Here is a 14,286-nt window from a genome sequence, read left to right as displayed (position 1 = left end):
GAGACGACAATGGCGGCGTCCCGTGGACGCCGCCATTGTCTCGAGGGGGTGTTAGTTCTTGACGGTTTCGACCTTGTTGAGGACTACGTCGTCCTTGGGAGCGCCATCGGGGCTGCCGTCGCGGGTGCCTGCGGCGGCGACGGAGTCGAGGACGTCGAGGCCGGAGGTGATGCGCCCGAACGGGGTGTAGCTCGGGGGCAGCGGGCTGTCCTTGTAGACGAGGAAGAACTGGCTGCCGTTGGTGTTCGGGCCCGAGTTGGCCATCGCGACGGTGCCCGCCGGGTAGGTCGCGCCCGCGAGGTTCTCGTCCATGATCTGGTAGCCGGGGCCACCGGTGCCGGTGGCCGTCGGGTCGCCGCACTGCAGCACGAAGATGCCGCCGGTGGTGATCCGGTGGCACCTGGTGTGGTTGAAGTACTGCTCGTTGGACAGGAACGCGAACGAGTTGACCGTCTGCGGCGCCTTCGGGTCGAGGGCGATATCGATGGCCCCGCAGGTGGTGTTGAGCTTCGCGGTGTACGTCGCACCGGGCTCGGTGGCCAGGCCTGGACCCGGGTAGTTGTTGCGCGCGGTCACCGCGCCGTCCTCGGGCGCGATGCACTGCCCCGGCTGCTGCTGTGTGCGCACATTCCACGTCTTCGCCGAAACACCACCGGTCGCGAACGCCGCGAGCGCCGCAGCGACCGCCGCGACACCAACCACGCGTAGCACGCCGAACCACCGCCCACGCTTGCTGTTGCCGAACTGCCGCCCCTGCACTTCGCTGCTCACCGCTAGGAATCTCCTTCATTCGGATTGCGCACCGGCTGATGCCGTGCCGAATCATTCCATCTCCCCGCCGTCAGCGGGCCGGGACCACCTCGATCACTGCGAAATCCACACATCCGCAGGTCCGCCTTGGTAGTTCGCATAACTCACGGGTTCTGCGGAGAGTCGATGGATGCCTGTGGGCTATGAAGTAGGCGACTCAAGCGCGGCGGATGCGACGGTAGGTGGGGGCGGCGGCGGTGGCCGCGGCGAGTTCGGTGGCGAGCCAGTCGAGGTCGCTGTCGGCGAGGGGGGAGATGGTGATGCGGAGGTGATCGGTGGGTGGCGGGTCGCCGACGATGAACGGGCCGCCGGGCGCGGCCTTGATGCCCGCAGCGGCGAGGGAGATCATGGCGGCGTTCTCGTCGGCGACGGGGAGCCACAGGTTGATGCCGTCGCCGCGGGTGACGGTGACGCCGAGGCGGGCCAGTGCGCGGCGGAGTTCGGCTGAGCGCCTGCGGTATTCGGCGCGGGCGGTGGTGACGGCGTGCACGGCGGTTTCGTCGTCGAGCATGCTCAGCAGGACGCGCTGGAGGAGCCTGCTTGTCCAGCCCGCGCCGAGCATGCGGCGTTCGACGACCGGATCGAGCAGGTCGGCGGGGCCACCCGCGACGGCGAGGCGTAGGTCGGCGCCGTGCGATTTGGAGTACGAGCGGATGTGGACGGTGCGCCGGGGGAGTCGGCTGCCGAGGGATCGTAGTGGGGCGGCGGCGATTCCGGCAGAGTGGTCGTCCTCGATGACGAGGGTGCCCGCGTCTTGCAGGATGGTGGACAGTTCGCGGATGCGGCGGGCGGTGATCGAGACGCCGGTGGGGTTCTGCGCGCGTGGTTGCAGGATGAGCGCGGTGGCCTCTTGGTCGGTGATGGCACGAGCGAGTTCGTGTGGTATCAAACCGGATTCGTCCATCCGGACGGGGATTGGCCGGGCGCCGAGACCGGCAAGCAGGTCGAGAAACGGTGGGAAGCAAGGATCTTCGACGGCGACCGCGTCACCGAGCCGGATGTGCGCGGACAGCAGCCGGTCGACGGCGTCGAGCGCGCCGTCGAGGACCGCGAGCCGTTCCGCGCGAAACGGCCAGTCGGCACGGACTTTGGTGGCCAGCTCTGGCAGCACTGCCGCACCGAGGTAGTCGGCGGCGAGGTCGCTGGCCCCGTCCCTGGTGAGATCGCGCAGTGCCGCACCGAGATCCGGCAGTAGCTCGGGATCGGGCGTGCCGCGGGACAGGTCGATTCGAAAAGCGCTGTAGGACGGCGGATGTAGCCGCTGATACCGGCCGACGGCGGTCGCGGACCTGGTGGTGGGCGCACCGACGAAGGTGCCCGCCCGGCCGCGCGCGACAATCGCTCCGGCCGCGGCGAGCGCCCGCCAAGCCTGGTTCACGGTCGCGGGCGAGACCTTCAACTCGCGGGCGACCTCGCGCACGGTGGGCAGCCTGGACCCCGGCGTCAACGCCCCCGAACGAATCTGCCTGCTCACCGCCGCCGCGATCCCCGCTGGCGTCCGATCGTCCAGGTCCGCGATGAACTGCCCCGACCCGGTGGCCGCGACTTCCTCCGCCGTGGCGCACTGTGCCGGCACGGCGGTGGTCACCGGCGGGTTCTGGGTGGCGCGCGCAGGCGTGGGGCGCATGGGCGCTGTGCCTCCGATTCGCTCGCTCACACCGTTATTCTGCGTCGGGTGTGGCGCCGGAACTACGACCAGAATCAAGGTTTACGGCTACGAAACTGTTTCCGCAATCTTGTAACACAACCGAATTGGTTCGGAGTGAAGTATAACAAAGCATGGGAATCGTTCGAGCGGCGCTCGTCCAGACGAACTGGACCGGCGACAAAGAGTCCATGATCAAAGCGCACGAGGATTACGCCCGTCAGGCGGCCGCGCAGGGCGCGAAGGTGATCTGCTTCCAGGAGCTGTTCTACGGCCCGTACTTCTGCCAGTTGCAGGACGCGAAGTTCTACGAGTACGCGGAGTCGGTGCCGGGTCCGACGACGGAGCGATTCGCCGCGCTGGCAAGGGAATTGGGCATGGTGATGGTCCTGCCGGTGTACGAGCAGGAGCAGCCCGGCCTGCTCTACAACACCGCTGCGGTGATCGACGCCGACGGCTCGTACCTCGGTAAATACCGTAAGCATCACATTCCGCACGTCAACGGCTTCTGGGAGAAGTTCTACTTCCGGCCGGGCAATCTCGGCTGGCCGGTGTTCGACACCGCGGTCGGCAAGGTCGGCGTCTATATCTGTTATGACCGGCATTTCCCGGAGGGCTGGCGCGCGCTTGGCCTGGCCGGCGCGGAAATCGTGTTCAACCCGTCCGCGACCTCGCGCGGCCTGTCGGGTTACCTGTGGAAGCTGGAGCAGCCCGCCTCGGCGGTGGCCAACGAGTACTACATCGGCGCGATCAACCGGGTCGGCGTCGAGGAGTACGGCGACGACGATTTCTACGGCACCAGCTACTTCGTCGACCCCGAGGGCAAGTTCGTCGGCGAGGTCGCCTCGGACACCGACCCGGAGCTGGTGATCCGCGATCTCGACCTCGATCTGATCAAGACGGTGCGCGACCGGTGGGCCTTCTACCGCGACCGCCGACCGGACGCCTATGGTCCGCTGGTGGCGCCCTGAGGCCGGGGACGAGCACATGACACTGACCTTCATCCACGGCGGCACGGTGGTCTCGGCCACCGGATCGCAACTGCTCGATGTGCTGGTGGACGGCGAAACCATTGTCGCCGTACTGCAACCCGGTTCGACCGCCCTCGGCGCGGACCTGGCCACCACCGCGGACGTTGTCATCGACGCGACCGGCAAATACGTGATTCCCGGTGGCGTGGACGGACATACGCACATGCAGATGCCGTTCGGCGGCACCGAGGCGTCCGACACCTTCGAGACCGGCACCCGCGCCGCGGCATGGGGCGGCACCACGACGATCGTCGACTTCGTAGTCCAGACACCGGGGCAGCGGCTGCAGGACACGCTCGGCGCCTGGCATCAGAAGGCGGCGGGCAAGTGCGCCGTCGACTACGGCTTCCATCAGATCATCGGCGAGGTCAACGACGAATCCCTCAAGGGCATGAGCGAATTGGTGTCCGAGGGCGTCACCAGCTTCAAGCTCTTCATGGCCTACCCCGGCGTCTTCTACTCCACCGACGGCCAGATCCTGCGCGCCATGCAGTCGGCGGGTGATCTCGGCGCGCTGCTGATGATGCACGCGGAGAACGGGATCGCCATCGACGTGCTCGTCGAGCAGTCCATCGCGCGCGGCGACACCGCCCCCTACTTCCACGGCACCAGCCGTCCGTGGCAACTGGAGGAGGAAGCCACCCACCGCGCGATCATGTTGGCGCAGTTGACCGGTGCGCCACTGTACGTGGTGCACGTGTCGGCGAAGCAGGCGCTGGAACAGATCGCCACCGCACGCGGCAACGGCCAGAACGTCTTCGGCGAAACGTGCCCGCAGTATCTGTACCTCTCGCTCGAAGAGCAGTTGGGCGCACCGGGTTTCGAGGGCGCCAAATGGGTCTGCTCGACGCCGCTGCGGTCGAAGGCCGAGGGCCATCAGGACGAGCTGTGGCGCTACCTGCGCACCGGTGACGTGACCACGGTCAGCACCGACCACTGCCCGTTCTGCATGAAGGACCAGAAAGAAATGGGCATCGGCGATTTCAGCAAGATCCCGAACGGGATCGGCGGCGTCGAGCACCGGATGGACCTGATGTTCCAGGGCGTCAAGAGCGGCAAGATCTCCCTCGAACGCTGGGTTGAGGTCTGCTGCACTACGCCGGCGCGGATGTTCGGCATGTACCCGCGCAAGGGCGTGATCAGTCCGGGCGCGGACGCCGACCTGGTGATCTATGACCCCAACGGGCACACCAGCATCGGCCTCGGCAAGACCCATCACATGAACATGGACTACTCCGCCTACGAGGGCTTCGAGATCGACGGTCACGTCGACACCGTGCTCTCGCGCGGCCGGGTGGTCATCGACGACGGCAAGTATCTCGGCAGCGCCGGGCACGGCCGATTCGTCAAACGCGCACTGTCGCAGAACCTGATCTGACACCACAGCTCCCGCACAGCTGTATCCGACTTCGAAACGGAGAGTGCCGCATGGACATCGGTGTGGTGCTGCAATGCACACCCCCCGCCTCCCGGGTGGTCGAACTGGCCAGACAGGCCGAGACGCACGGGTTCTCGCATGTCTGGACGTTCGATTCGCACCTGCTGTGGCAGGAACCGTACGTCATCTACAGTCAGATCCTCGCCGCCACCAGGAAAGTCGTGGTCGGCCCGATGGTGACCAACCCGGCCACCAGGGACTGGACGGTAACCGCGTCCACTTTCGCCACGCTGAACGACATGTTCGGCAACCGCACCGTGTGCGGCATCGGCCGCGGCGACTCGGCGGTGCGCACGCTCGGCGGCAAGCCGACCAATCTGGCCACCCTGCGCGAAGCCATCGAGGTGATCAGGGAACTCGGCAACGGGCGCAGTGCCAAGGTCGACGACACGATCGTGCGGTTCCCGTGGGCCGCCGATTCCCGCCTGGAGGTCTGGATGGCCGGATATGGCCCGCGCGCACTGGATCTCACCGGCGAGGTCGCCGACGGATTCATCCTGCAGCTGGCCGACCCCGACATCACCGCATGGACCATCGCCCGGGTGCGGGCCGCCGCCGAGCGCGCGGGTCGCGACCCGGGATCGGTCAAGATCTGTGTCGCCGCACCGGCTTACGTCACCGACGGGTCGGACGCCGCGCTGGCGCACGCCCGCGAACAGTGCCGCTGGTTCGGCGGCATGGTCGGCAACCACGTGGCCGATATCGTGGCGAAATACGGTACGGGCAGCGATGTTCCGGCCGCGCTCACCGAATACATCGCGGGCAGACAGGGTTACGACTACAACCAGCACGGTCGCGCGGGCAACACCCATGCCGACTTCGTGCCCGACACCATCGTCGACCGCTTCTGCCTGCTCGGCACGCCCGACGACCAACTGGCCCGGCTGCGTGAGCTGGAGAAGCTCGGGGTCGATCAGTTCGCGGTCTACCTCCAGCACGACGCGAAGACCGCGACGCTCGAGGCGTACGGCGAGTCCGTGCTGCCCAGGCTGGCGCACCCGGTCATCGCGACGGAAGGCGCCTGATGACGGCGCTGCTCGTAGGTGTCGCCGCGACGATGGCGCTGGTGCTGATCGAGTTCGGGCCGCATCGAGACGATGATCAGCCGGTCGCGGTGTACGTGGAGGACGAATGAGGGTTACGCCTGGGACGGCCCGCGTCGGTTACGCGGTCACCGTTCTGGTGCTGGTGCTCGCGCTCTGGGAGTTGGTGAAACTCGTTGTCCCGGAACGCGGTGTGAGCATCGGCGACCAGCGAATCCTGCCACGCACCGGAGACGGCGCACTGCCGCACGTGTGGTCGGTGGTGACGGTGCTCGGTGAGCGGGACAACACCGGCACGGTGGGCGAAACCTTGCTCAGGACAGCGGGATTCACCTTCGGGCTGGCCCTGCTCGCGTTGCTCATCGGCACCGTTGTCGGGGTGGCGTTGGCGATCCTCATGCAACGTTTCGCCTGGGTCGAACGCGGGCTGTTGCCCTACATCATTGTGTCGCAAACGGTTCCGCTGATCGCGCTGGCGCCGCTGGTGGCCGGATGGGGCGGCAAGATCGTGATCGCCGGTGAGCCGTGGCGGCCGTGGATGAGCATCGCGGTCATCGCGTCGTACCTGGCGTTCTTCCCGGTGGCGGTCGGCATGCTGCGCGGGCTGCAGGCACCGTCGAAGGCGTCGGTCGAACTGCTGCACAGCTATTCGGCAAGCTGGTGGGAAACGTTGGTGCACTTGCGGTTTCCCGCCGCCGTCCCGCACCTGCTGCCCGCCTTGCGATTGGCCGCCGCCGCCTCGGTGATCGGTGCGGTGGTCGCCGAGATCTCCACCGGCACCGCGGGTGGCATCGGCCGCCAGATCATCGTTTTCGCCCAGCAGGCCACCGGCGACGCCTCCCGGCTCTACGCGGCTGTCTTGGCCGCAGCCCTGCTCGGTGTCGCGATCACGGCGGTGGTCGGTCTCGCCGAATTCGCGCTGCGCCGCTACAGCCGCCCAGCCGGTGCTGCTCGTTCCCCGAAGTCCGCCCGGTGATCGCGCGTCGGCCGATCGCAGGTCGGATGGGCTGCTTTCCAGGAGGTATCCGTTGACCGCCAAAGCACAACCGGCCGTCGCCACCCCGGCGCCGGACCCGGCGGGTTCCGTCGACCGCGCCGATCAGATCGCCGCGGTGGAACTCACGGACGTTGGCAAGATCTACGCCGCGGGCTCGGTCACCGCACTGGCCGATGTCTCGCTGACCGTCGCTGCGGGCGAATTCGTCTCGCTCATCGGCCCTTCCGGCTGTGGTAAGTCGACCCTGCTTCGCATCATCGCCGACCTCGAGCAGCCGACCGGCGGCACGGTCACGGTGCACGGGAAGACCGCGCGCCGGGCCAGGATCGACCAGGACTACGGCATCGCGTTCCAACAGTCCGGACTGCTGGATTGGCGCACGGTACAGGCGAATGTCGAACTGCCCCTCGAGCTGCACAAGGTGCCGAAGAGCGAACGACGCTCGCGCAGTGCCGAACTCCTGGAGATGGCCGGGCTGACCGACTTCGCCAAACGCTATCCCGCCGAACTGTCCGGCGGCATGCAGCAGCGGGTCGCGATCGTGCGGGCGTTGGCGCCCAAGCCTTCCCTGCTGCTGATGGACGAACCCTTCGGCGCGCTCGACGAGATGACCCGCGAGCGGATGCAGGGTGAGCTGCTGCGGATCGCGGGGGAGACCGAGGCGGCCGTTGTCTTTGTGACGCACTCGATTCCGGAGGCGGTATTCCTGTCCGATCGGGTGGTGGTCATGTCGCCACGACCCGGCCGGATCACCGATGTGGTGCCGACCGGCGGCTGGGGCAGGCGAGACGCGGCCGAGGCGGGCGACGATGTGCGTTCCAGCCCAGCGTTTTTCGAGGCGGTGGCCGCCGTGCGCGAGGCGCTGCGCGGTGGCAACGACGACACCGGCGCGGTGGCGGGCCGGGACGTGCGATGACCACCTTCTGGAAGCTGCCGTGGCGAACGGTGTTGCCGCCGTTACTGTTCGGCGTCGGTGGGCTGGCGTTGTGGCAGCTGCTGACCGTCGTCGCCGGGGTCCCGTCGTTTCTGTTGCCCGCGCCGACCGCGATCGCGAGCGAATTCACCGAGAACTTCGGCCGCATCGCCGACGCCGCGACCGCGACCGGGACCAATGCGCTGATCGGCCTGCTGGTCGGCGCGGTGCTCGGCATTGTCGCCGCGATGCTGGCCGTCCGGTTCCATCTGGTCGACGGACTGCTGACACCGCTCGCCGCCGCCGCGGCCGCGGTGCCGATCGTTGCCCTTGCGCCCCTGCTGAATTCGATGTATTCGACCACCACCGACACACCGCGTCGGATGGTCGTCACCATCGTTGTGTTCTTCCCGATGTTCGTCAGCACGGCCAGGGGCCTGCGGCAGGTACCGCAAGTGCATACCGACCTGTTGCACTCGTATGCGGCGGGCGGCTGGCAGATCACCCGCACCGTCCGGCTGCCAGCGGCGCTGCCCTACCTGTTCACCGGCCTGCGCATCGCCGCACCGGGCGCGGTGATCGCCGCGATCATCGCCGAGTACTTCGGCGGACTGCAGAACGGCCTCGGCAGTCGCATCACCTCCGCCGCGGCCAATACCGCCTACCCGAGGGCATGGGCTTACGTGGCGGGCGCCGTGCTCGTCGGCCTGCTGTTCCTGGCCGCCGTCCTACTCCTCGAACTACTCACCCGTAGACCCCGCACCACCCTCTGGAGATCTAGATGACAAAGTCCACCAAGCGATTCCGGGTCGGCCTTGCGCTCACCGCGCTGGTCGCGGCCGCGCTGACCGGTTGTAGCACCACCGACAGCGGCTCCGGCACCACCGCCGACGGGCTCACCAAGGTGCGGCTGCAACTGCAGTGGTTCAAGCAGGGACAGTTCGCGGGCTACCTGGCCGCGGTCGACCAGGGCTTCTACAAGGAGCAGGGACTGTCGGTCGAAATCCTCGACGGTGGAACGGATATCGTCCCGCAGACGGTGCTCGCGCAGGGGCAGGCCGATTACGCGATCGCGTGGGTCCCGAAGGCGCTCGCCTCCCGCGAGGCGGGCGCGGGCATCACCGATGTGGCGCAGATCTTCCAGCGCTCCGGCACCAAGCAGGTGTCGTTCAAGTCGGAGAACATCACCGGCCCGGCCGCGCTGCGCGGCAAGACGGTCGGAAACTGGGGCTACGGCAACGAATTCGAGCTGTTCGCCGGGATGGCCAAGGCGGGCATCGACCCGGCCAAGGACGTCAAGCTGGTGCAGCAGCAGTTCGACATGAACGCCTTCCTCGGCAAAGACATCGCCGCCGCGCAGGCCATGTCGTACAACGAATACGCGCAGCTGTTGGAGACCAAGAACCCGGCCACCGGAAAGCTTTACACCGCAGACGATTTCAACACCATCGACTGGAACGCCGAGGGCGTCGCGATGTTGCAGGACGCCATCTGGGCCAACAGCGACAAGCTGAAGGACCCCAAATACCAAGACCAGACGGTGAAATTCATCGCGGCCTCGCTCAAGGGCTGGATCTTCTGCCGCGACAACGTGGACAAGTGCCGCGACATCACCGTCGCCGCGGGCAGCACGCTCGGCGCGACCCATCAGCAGTGGCAGATCAACGAGGTGAACAAGCTGATCTGGCCCGCACCCGCCGGGATCGGCATGGTCGACAGCGCGGCATGGGCCCGCACCGTGCAGATCGCCAAGGACACCAAGAACCAAGAGGGCGCGACCGTCCTGAAGAAGGATCCCGACGCGGCCGCCTACACCAGCGACTACGTCATGAAGGCACTGGAATCGCTGATGTCGGGTGGCATCGATGTGACCGGCGCGGGATACACGCCGAGCCAGGTCACGCTGACCGAAGGGGGCAAGTGATTCGCGGTGCAGGCCTGAGCTAGTGGCCCGCGAGCTCAGCGTGGCGTCAACGTGATGACGACACCACCCTGCTGCCACGTCTGATACAGGTCGGCCTTGTTCGGCGAACCGTCGGCGCCGAAACCGATTCCGTTGAACTTCGCGTTGGTCTTGTTGTCCCTGGCGATGATCTCGTACAGCCGCATGACGTCGTCCTGCCCGGTGTACACCACCGGATCGAACGCCCGCGGCTTGCTGCCGAGCGACGCCTCGACCGGCCCACCCGCCCGCAGGTTCTGCACCCACGGGCGCAACGCCGTGCCGATCAGCAGGGTGCCGTTGTTATCGGTATAGGCCACCGGCACGTCGTAGACCTTGCCCGACTTGCGCCCGACCACGTGCAGCGTCAGCAGGTGTTTGCCGATGACTCCGGAGATCACCGGAAGCCGCAGCAGCGTCCGGACGACCTGGTTGACCGTGCCCTGATACGACCGGATCGGCTCCGGGCCGGTGGTGGACGGTGTGCCGTAAGGGTTTTCCGCCGGTGATTGATCAGTCATGCCCTCAGTATCGAACGCCGACCAGGGTCGTCACCGCGAAACGCCGGGCACGACGCAGGGTTGCCGCTGACCGGTTACTCAGCGTCGTCGGGGAGCGGTTCCCGGAATACGGCCAAGGCGGCCGGTTGGCTGGCGAACTCCAATCGCTTTGCCGTGTGGTTGACTTCGCCGTCGGTGGCCAGCGATACGGGGGCGTCGTCGACCTGAACACCCAGCTGTCCGACGCGACGGTGCACGTAGGTGTCGGAACGATTCAGTGTGCCGGTGAAGGTGGCGAAGATCAGCCGGGCGCGCGAAAAGCGAAGGTCCGCACGGAGATACCGGACATCGAGGGTGCCGTCGTGCAGTTGCGGGCGCGACATCGGGATCTGGTCGGTGGGGTGGTACGCGCCGTTGCCGAGGAACAACATCCAGAGGGCGCTGCGCTTGCCGTCGAGCGTGCAGTGCAGTGGCTCCGCGCGAAACAGCACGCACAGCATGGCGAATCCGGCCGCGGGCCACTTGCCGACCCGGCGTTCCCACCGTTCCCGCAGCCGGACGAAGTCGGGGTAGCCGCCGAGGCTGGCCGTGTTGACGAAGGTGCGTTCCTCGTCGTCGTCCAATCGCACGCGGGCGGTGTCGACGAGCATGAGCTGGCCCGCGTCGAGCGCGGCGAAGGTCGTCGCGGGATTCTCCACGCCGATATCGCGCGCGAAGTGGTTGAGCGTGCCGCCCGCGAACACCGCCAACGGAAGGTTGTGTCGCACAGCGGCTTCCGCGACGGTCGAGACGGTTCCGTCGCCGCCGAGGACGCCGAGCGCGGCGATATCGTCCCGGCGCACCCGCGTGTCGATCTCGGCGGCGAGGTCGATGTCCCCGTCCAGCTCGAGGATTCGTGCGGCGGGTAACCGGTTGTGCAACAGGGTCGCCAGTTCGCCGCCGTCGTCGGTGCCCGAGGACGGGTTGACCACCAGCAGCATGCCGCGTCCGTCGGGGAGCGGTTCGGTTCGTTTCGTCGGACCGAGCGTCGCGGGCTCGTCGTCGCGCACCGCCCACCACCGCCGGGTGGCCAGCGCGACCCCGGAACCGAGCGCCGCCCCGGCCACCACGTCGGAGGGCCAGTGCACCCCGATATGCACCCGCGAATAGGCGACCGCGACCGCGAGGGGCGCGATCACCGCGGCCGTTCCCGGTGCCTCCAGCGCGACTGCGGTCGCGAATGCCGCCGCAGAGGCGGCATGGCCCGACGGGAACGAGGAGGACACCGGCGGCTTGACGACGCGCCGCAGCAGCGGCACCGCCTCCACCGGTGGCCGCCGCCGCGGGAACAGCGGCTTGCCGACACCGTTGGCGAGACCGCTGGCCAGTCCCACCGCCGCGAGGCCGCGCACCGCGCCGCGCCGCTGGGCCCGGCCGCCCGCCACGAACAGCACGGCGGCGATCGCCATCCAGAGGCGACTGTGGTTGGCGCTCATGCTGAGTGAACGCAGGACATGGTCGGCGGGCGTCGGTCGCAAGCGGGCGGTGCGCCGCACGAGGCGGCGATCCATGGCATTGATCCGGCGAAGTCGTTTACGCATCGCAACGAGCTTATCCAGCGAACCGGCGATCAAACGGTGTCCGCGCGCCGGCCGTGGCCGGGACCTCGCTCGGTACCCTGCTCACATGACATCTGGGCAGACGGAGATCTGGCACAACCCGCAGTGCTCCAAGAGCCGCAATGCCACCGCGTTCCTGGACCAGGCGGGCGTCGAGTACTCGGTGCGGCGCTACCTCGACGCGCCGCCGACCGCCGACGAACTGCGGGACGTGCTGCGACGCCTCGGCGCCGAACCGTGGGAGATCACCCGCACGAGTGAGCAGATCGCCAAGGATCTCGGCATCGCCAAGTGGGGCCGCACACCCGCCGATCGCGACCGGTGGATCGAGGCGCTTGCCGAGCATCCGAAGCTGATCCAGCGGCCCATCGTGTTGACCGCGGACGGCCGCGCGGTAGTCGCGCGCGACGATGCCGCATTGCGGTTGCTGGAGTAGGCGACTCGTACCCGATAGCGGTGTCCCTACCGGCACGAACCAGGCGGTAGGGTCGCCGAATATGAAGGTACAACTGCGCCACAACCCCGCATCGACCATCGCGCGGTGCTTCCTCTCCGGCGGCGAGCCGATGCGGGTCGAGAGCGGCGCCATGGTCGCCCACTCGGCGGGAGTTACGTTGGCCGCCAAGGCCGAAGGCGGCATCCTGGCCGGACTGAAGCGCTCGGTGCTCGCTGGCGAATCGTTCTTCGTCTCGACGTTCACCGCACCGCAGCAGGGCGGCTGGGTGGATGTGGCGCCCGCGCTGCCGGGCGACATGCTGAATCTGCAGATCACCCAGGACCGCCCGTTCTTCATCAGCCGCGGCGGCTGGATCGCGAATTCGCATGGGGTGCAGGTGGAAAGCAAGTGGGGCGGCTTCGCGAACCTGTTCGGCGGCGAGGGCGGTTTCGGTCTGCGCGCGCACGGTGACGGCGAGATCGTCGTCGGGGTGTTCGGCGCGATCGATGTGATCGATCTGCAGCCGGGGGAGCCGATCACCATCGACACCGGGCACGTGGTTGCCTACGACCTGGCGATGAACTTCACCATCCGCCGGGCGGTGGTCGGCCGGTCCATCCAGTCGCTGAAGTCCGGTGAGGGTTTCGTCTTCGACTTCGTCGGGCCGGGACGGGTGCTGCTGCAGACGCGCAACCCCGCCGCGTTCGCCGCGTGGGCCGGTTCGGTAGCGTCCTCGGGGTAAACCGGCGCGGCGACCATCGGTGTTCACTCGGTGTTCAGGCATCGGCCACGTTGGTCGCCAAGGCTCCGGGTGCTCCATCGATAAAGCCAACTTACGGAGAACCATGGAATTGCTCGAAGTTGTTGCCAACATTGTTTCCACCATGCTGTCGCTCGGCAGCGGCAGCGCGGCCTGATCGCGTTGTGAGGCGAGCGCCCGCCAGCAGGGCGCTCAGGTGAGCAGATCGTCGACGAGTGCCAGGGTGTCCGGCACGAACGGCCAGTCCGGGTCAGCCAGGTGGGCGCGCAGTTCCGCGTCGGTCCACCACCAGCCGTCGGCGATCTCCTCCCACTGATGGCGGATCGGTCCGTCATAGCGCAGTTCATACGCGAACAGGTGGCAGCGCATGGGTTTTCCCTGCCACTGGCCATCCCAGGCCACCTTGGCGACGAACCTCGGCGCCTCGACGTCGGTGATGCCGAGCTCCTCGGCCAGTTCCCGAACGGCCGTCTCTTCCGTGGATTCCCCCGGCCCGACCACACCGCCCGCGAGACAGTCGTGCATGCCGGCGAACACCATCTTGGTGTCGGTGCGCCGGTGCACATAGATCCGCTCGCCATCGCCGGACCGAACGAGCACACCGGCACTGGCGTGCCAGATTCCGTCCCGATAGACCTCGGCCCGATCCGCGGCGCCGACCACCTCGCCCGCCGCGTCGTAGACGGCGATCATCTCGGACTTCTGCTTGACTCGTTCCGGCTGCTCTGACACCGGACGAGGGTAACGTGGGGCCCGCACGCCGACTCGAGAGAGGACCGCGCCGATGGTGCTTCCCCGCGCACTGGCGAAATTCAACCGGTATGCCACCAACCGCGCGGCAGGGCTGTTCGCGGGTCGTGCCCCCGGCTTCGCCATCCTGCAGCACAGAGGCCGAAAGTCCGGCCGCGAGTACCGAACTCCGGTGTCGGTGTTCCAGAGCGACGGCGTCTACCGCATCGCGCTGACCTACGGTCGCGACACCGACTGGGCCAAAAACATCAGTGCCGCAGGCGGTTTCACCTTGCACACGCGCGGCCGCGTCATCGAGCTGACCGATCCGGCCGTGCTGCACGATCCGTCGGCGCAGTGGGCGCCGGTGGTGGTTCGTCCATGGCTGAAGGCGTTGTCGGCGGAGTACTACGTCGAAGCCCACCCCGCCCGCGATTAGCGCAC

Annotated in this window: 15 protein-coding genes; 10 read left to right on the top strand and 5 right to left on the bottom strand. The window is 67.6% G+C overall.

What is annotated here, in order from left to right; all coding sequences use genetic code 11:
• Positions 1-51 precede the first annotated feature (51 nt).
• Together OG203_RS08475 and OG203_RS08470 are read right to left on the bottom strand one after the other, a co-directional pair.
• Positions 52-771, bottom strand: a complete 720-nt coding sequence (locus OG203_RS08475; protein ID WP_405165123.1) for a peptidylprolyl isomerase — start codon at positions 769-771, stop codon at positions 52-54.
• Positions 772-967: 196 nt separating this feature from the next.
• On the bottom strand, positions 968-2,467 hold the full coding sequence (locus tag OG203_RS08470) for a PLP-dependent aminotransferase family protein (RefSeq protein WP_405165122.1): 1,500 nt from the start codon (positions 2,465-2,467) through the stop codon (positions 968-970).
• A 122-nt stretch (positions 2,468-2,589) separates the two neighbouring features.
• Here OG203_RS08470 and OG203_RS08465 point away from each other — a divergent pair, with 122 nt between their 5' ends.
• From OG203_RS08465 to OG203_RS08435, 7 genes are all read left to right on the top strand, one after another.
• Positions 2,590-3,426 carry a nitrilase-related carbon-nitrogen hydrolase gene (locus tag OG203_RS08465; RefSeq protein ID WP_405165121.1) on the top strand — a complete coding sequence of 279 codons (837 nt, stop codon included), beginning with the start codon at positions 2,590-2,592 and terminating at the stop codon, positions 3,424-3,426.
• Between the two features lie 16 nt (positions 3,427-3,442).
• A complete protein-coding gene (gene hydA / locus OG203_RS08460) occupies positions 3,443-4,864 on the top strand; it encodes a dihydropyrimidinase (protein ID WP_405165120.1) in 1,422 nt (473 codons plus the stop codon).
• Positions 4,865-4,914: 50 nt separating this feature from the next.
• On the top strand, positions 4,915-5,949 hold the full coding sequence (locus OG203_RS08455) for a TIGR03842 family LLM class F420-dependent oxidoreductase (RefSeq protein ID WP_405165119.1): 1,035 nt from the start codon (positions 4,915-4,917) through the stop codon (positions 5,947-5,949).
• Between the two features lie 106 nt (positions 5,950-6,055).
• Positions 6,056-6,943 carry an ABC transporter permease gene (locus OG203_RS08450; RefSeq protein WP_405165118.1) on the top strand — a complete coding sequence of 296 codons (888 nt, stop codon included), beginning with the start codon at positions 6,056-6,058 and terminating at the stop codon, positions 6,941-6,943.
• Between the two features lie 52 nt (positions 6,944-6,995).
• Positions 6,996-7,880, top strand: a complete 885-nt coding sequence (locus tag OG203_RS08445) for an ABC transporter ATP-binding protein (RefSeq protein ID WP_405165117.1) — start codon at positions 6,996-6,998, stop codon at positions 7,878-7,880.
• Positions 7,877-8,662: an ABC transporter permease gene (locus OG203_RS08440; RefSeq protein WP_405165116.1), complete on the top strand. Its 786-nt coding sequence runs from the start codon at positions 7,877-7,879 to the stop codon at positions 8,660-8,662. Before OG203_RS08445 ends, OG203_RS08440 begins: the two co-directional genes overlap by 4 nt.
• Positions 8,659-9,801 (top strand): ABC transporter substrate-binding protein, encoded by a 1,143-nt coding sequence (locus OG203_RS08435; RefSeq protein ID WP_405165115.1) that lies wholly within the window; start codon positions 8,659-8,661, stop codon positions 9,799-9,801. Before OG203_RS08440 ends, OG203_RS08435 begins: the two co-directional genes overlap by 4 nt.
• 35 nt (positions 9,802-9,836) lie before the next feature.
• On the opposite strand, the gene OG203_RS08430 is transcribed toward OG203_RS08435, so the two are convergent.
• The gene (locus OG203_RS08430) at positions 9,837-10,340 is read right to left on the bottom strand and encodes a hypothetical protein (RefSeq protein ID WP_405165114.1); all 504 of its coding nucleotides are present in this window, start codon (positions 10,338-10,340) and stop codon (positions 9,837-9,839) included.
• 74 nt (positions 10,341-10,414) lie between these two features.
• Positions 10,415-11,899 (bottom strand): bifunctional phosphatase PAP2/diacylglycerol kinase family protein, encoded by a 1,485-nt coding sequence (locus OG203_RS08425; RefSeq protein ID WP_405165113.1) that lies wholly within the window; start codon positions 11,897-11,899, stop codon positions 10,415-10,417.
• Positions 11,900-11,984: 85 nt separating this feature from the next.
• Here OG203_RS08425 and OG203_RS08420 point away from each other — a divergent pair, with 85 nt between their 5' ends.
• Positions 11,985-12,353, top strand: a complete 369-nt coding sequence (locus tag OG203_RS08420; protein ID WP_405165112.1) for an arsenate reductase family protein — start codon at positions 11,985-11,987, stop codon at positions 12,351-12,353.
• A 61-nt stretch (positions 12,354-12,414) separates the two neighbouring features.
• A complete protein-coding gene (locus OG203_RS08415) occupies positions 12,415-13,095 on the top strand; it encodes a TIGR00266 family protein (RefSeq protein WP_405165111.1) in 681 nt (226 codons plus the stop codon).
• A gap of 210 nt (positions 13,096-13,305) precedes the next feature.
• Here the strand turns inward: OG203_RS08415 and OG203_RS08410 are convergent, their stop codons facing one another.
• Complete coding sequence (locus OG203_RS08410; RefSeq protein WP_405167798.1) at positions 13,306-13,806, bottom strand: NUDIX domain-containing protein; 501 nt, start codon at positions 13,804-13,806, stop codon at positions 13,306-13,308.
• A gap of 91 nt (positions 13,807-13,897) precedes the next feature.
• On the opposite strand from OG203_RS08410, the gene OG203_RS08405 reads away from it, so the two are divergent.
• On the top strand, positions 13,898-14,281 hold the full coding sequence (locus OG203_RS08405) for a nitroreductase family deazaflavin-dependent oxidoreductase (RefSeq protein ID WP_405165110.1): 384 nt from the start codon (positions 13,898-13,900) through the stop codon (positions 14,279-14,281).
• The last annotated feature ends 5 nt before the right edge of the window (positions 14,282-14,286 follow it).

The organism is Nocardia sp. NBC_01499, from assembly GCF_045040275.1.
Taxonomy (GTDB): domain Bacteria; phylum Actinomycetota; class Actinomycetes; order Mycobacteriales; family Mycobacteriaceae; genus Nocardia.
Note: the sequence above shows the minus strand (reverse complement) of the source record. Positions and strands in the feature narration are given on the sequence as shown.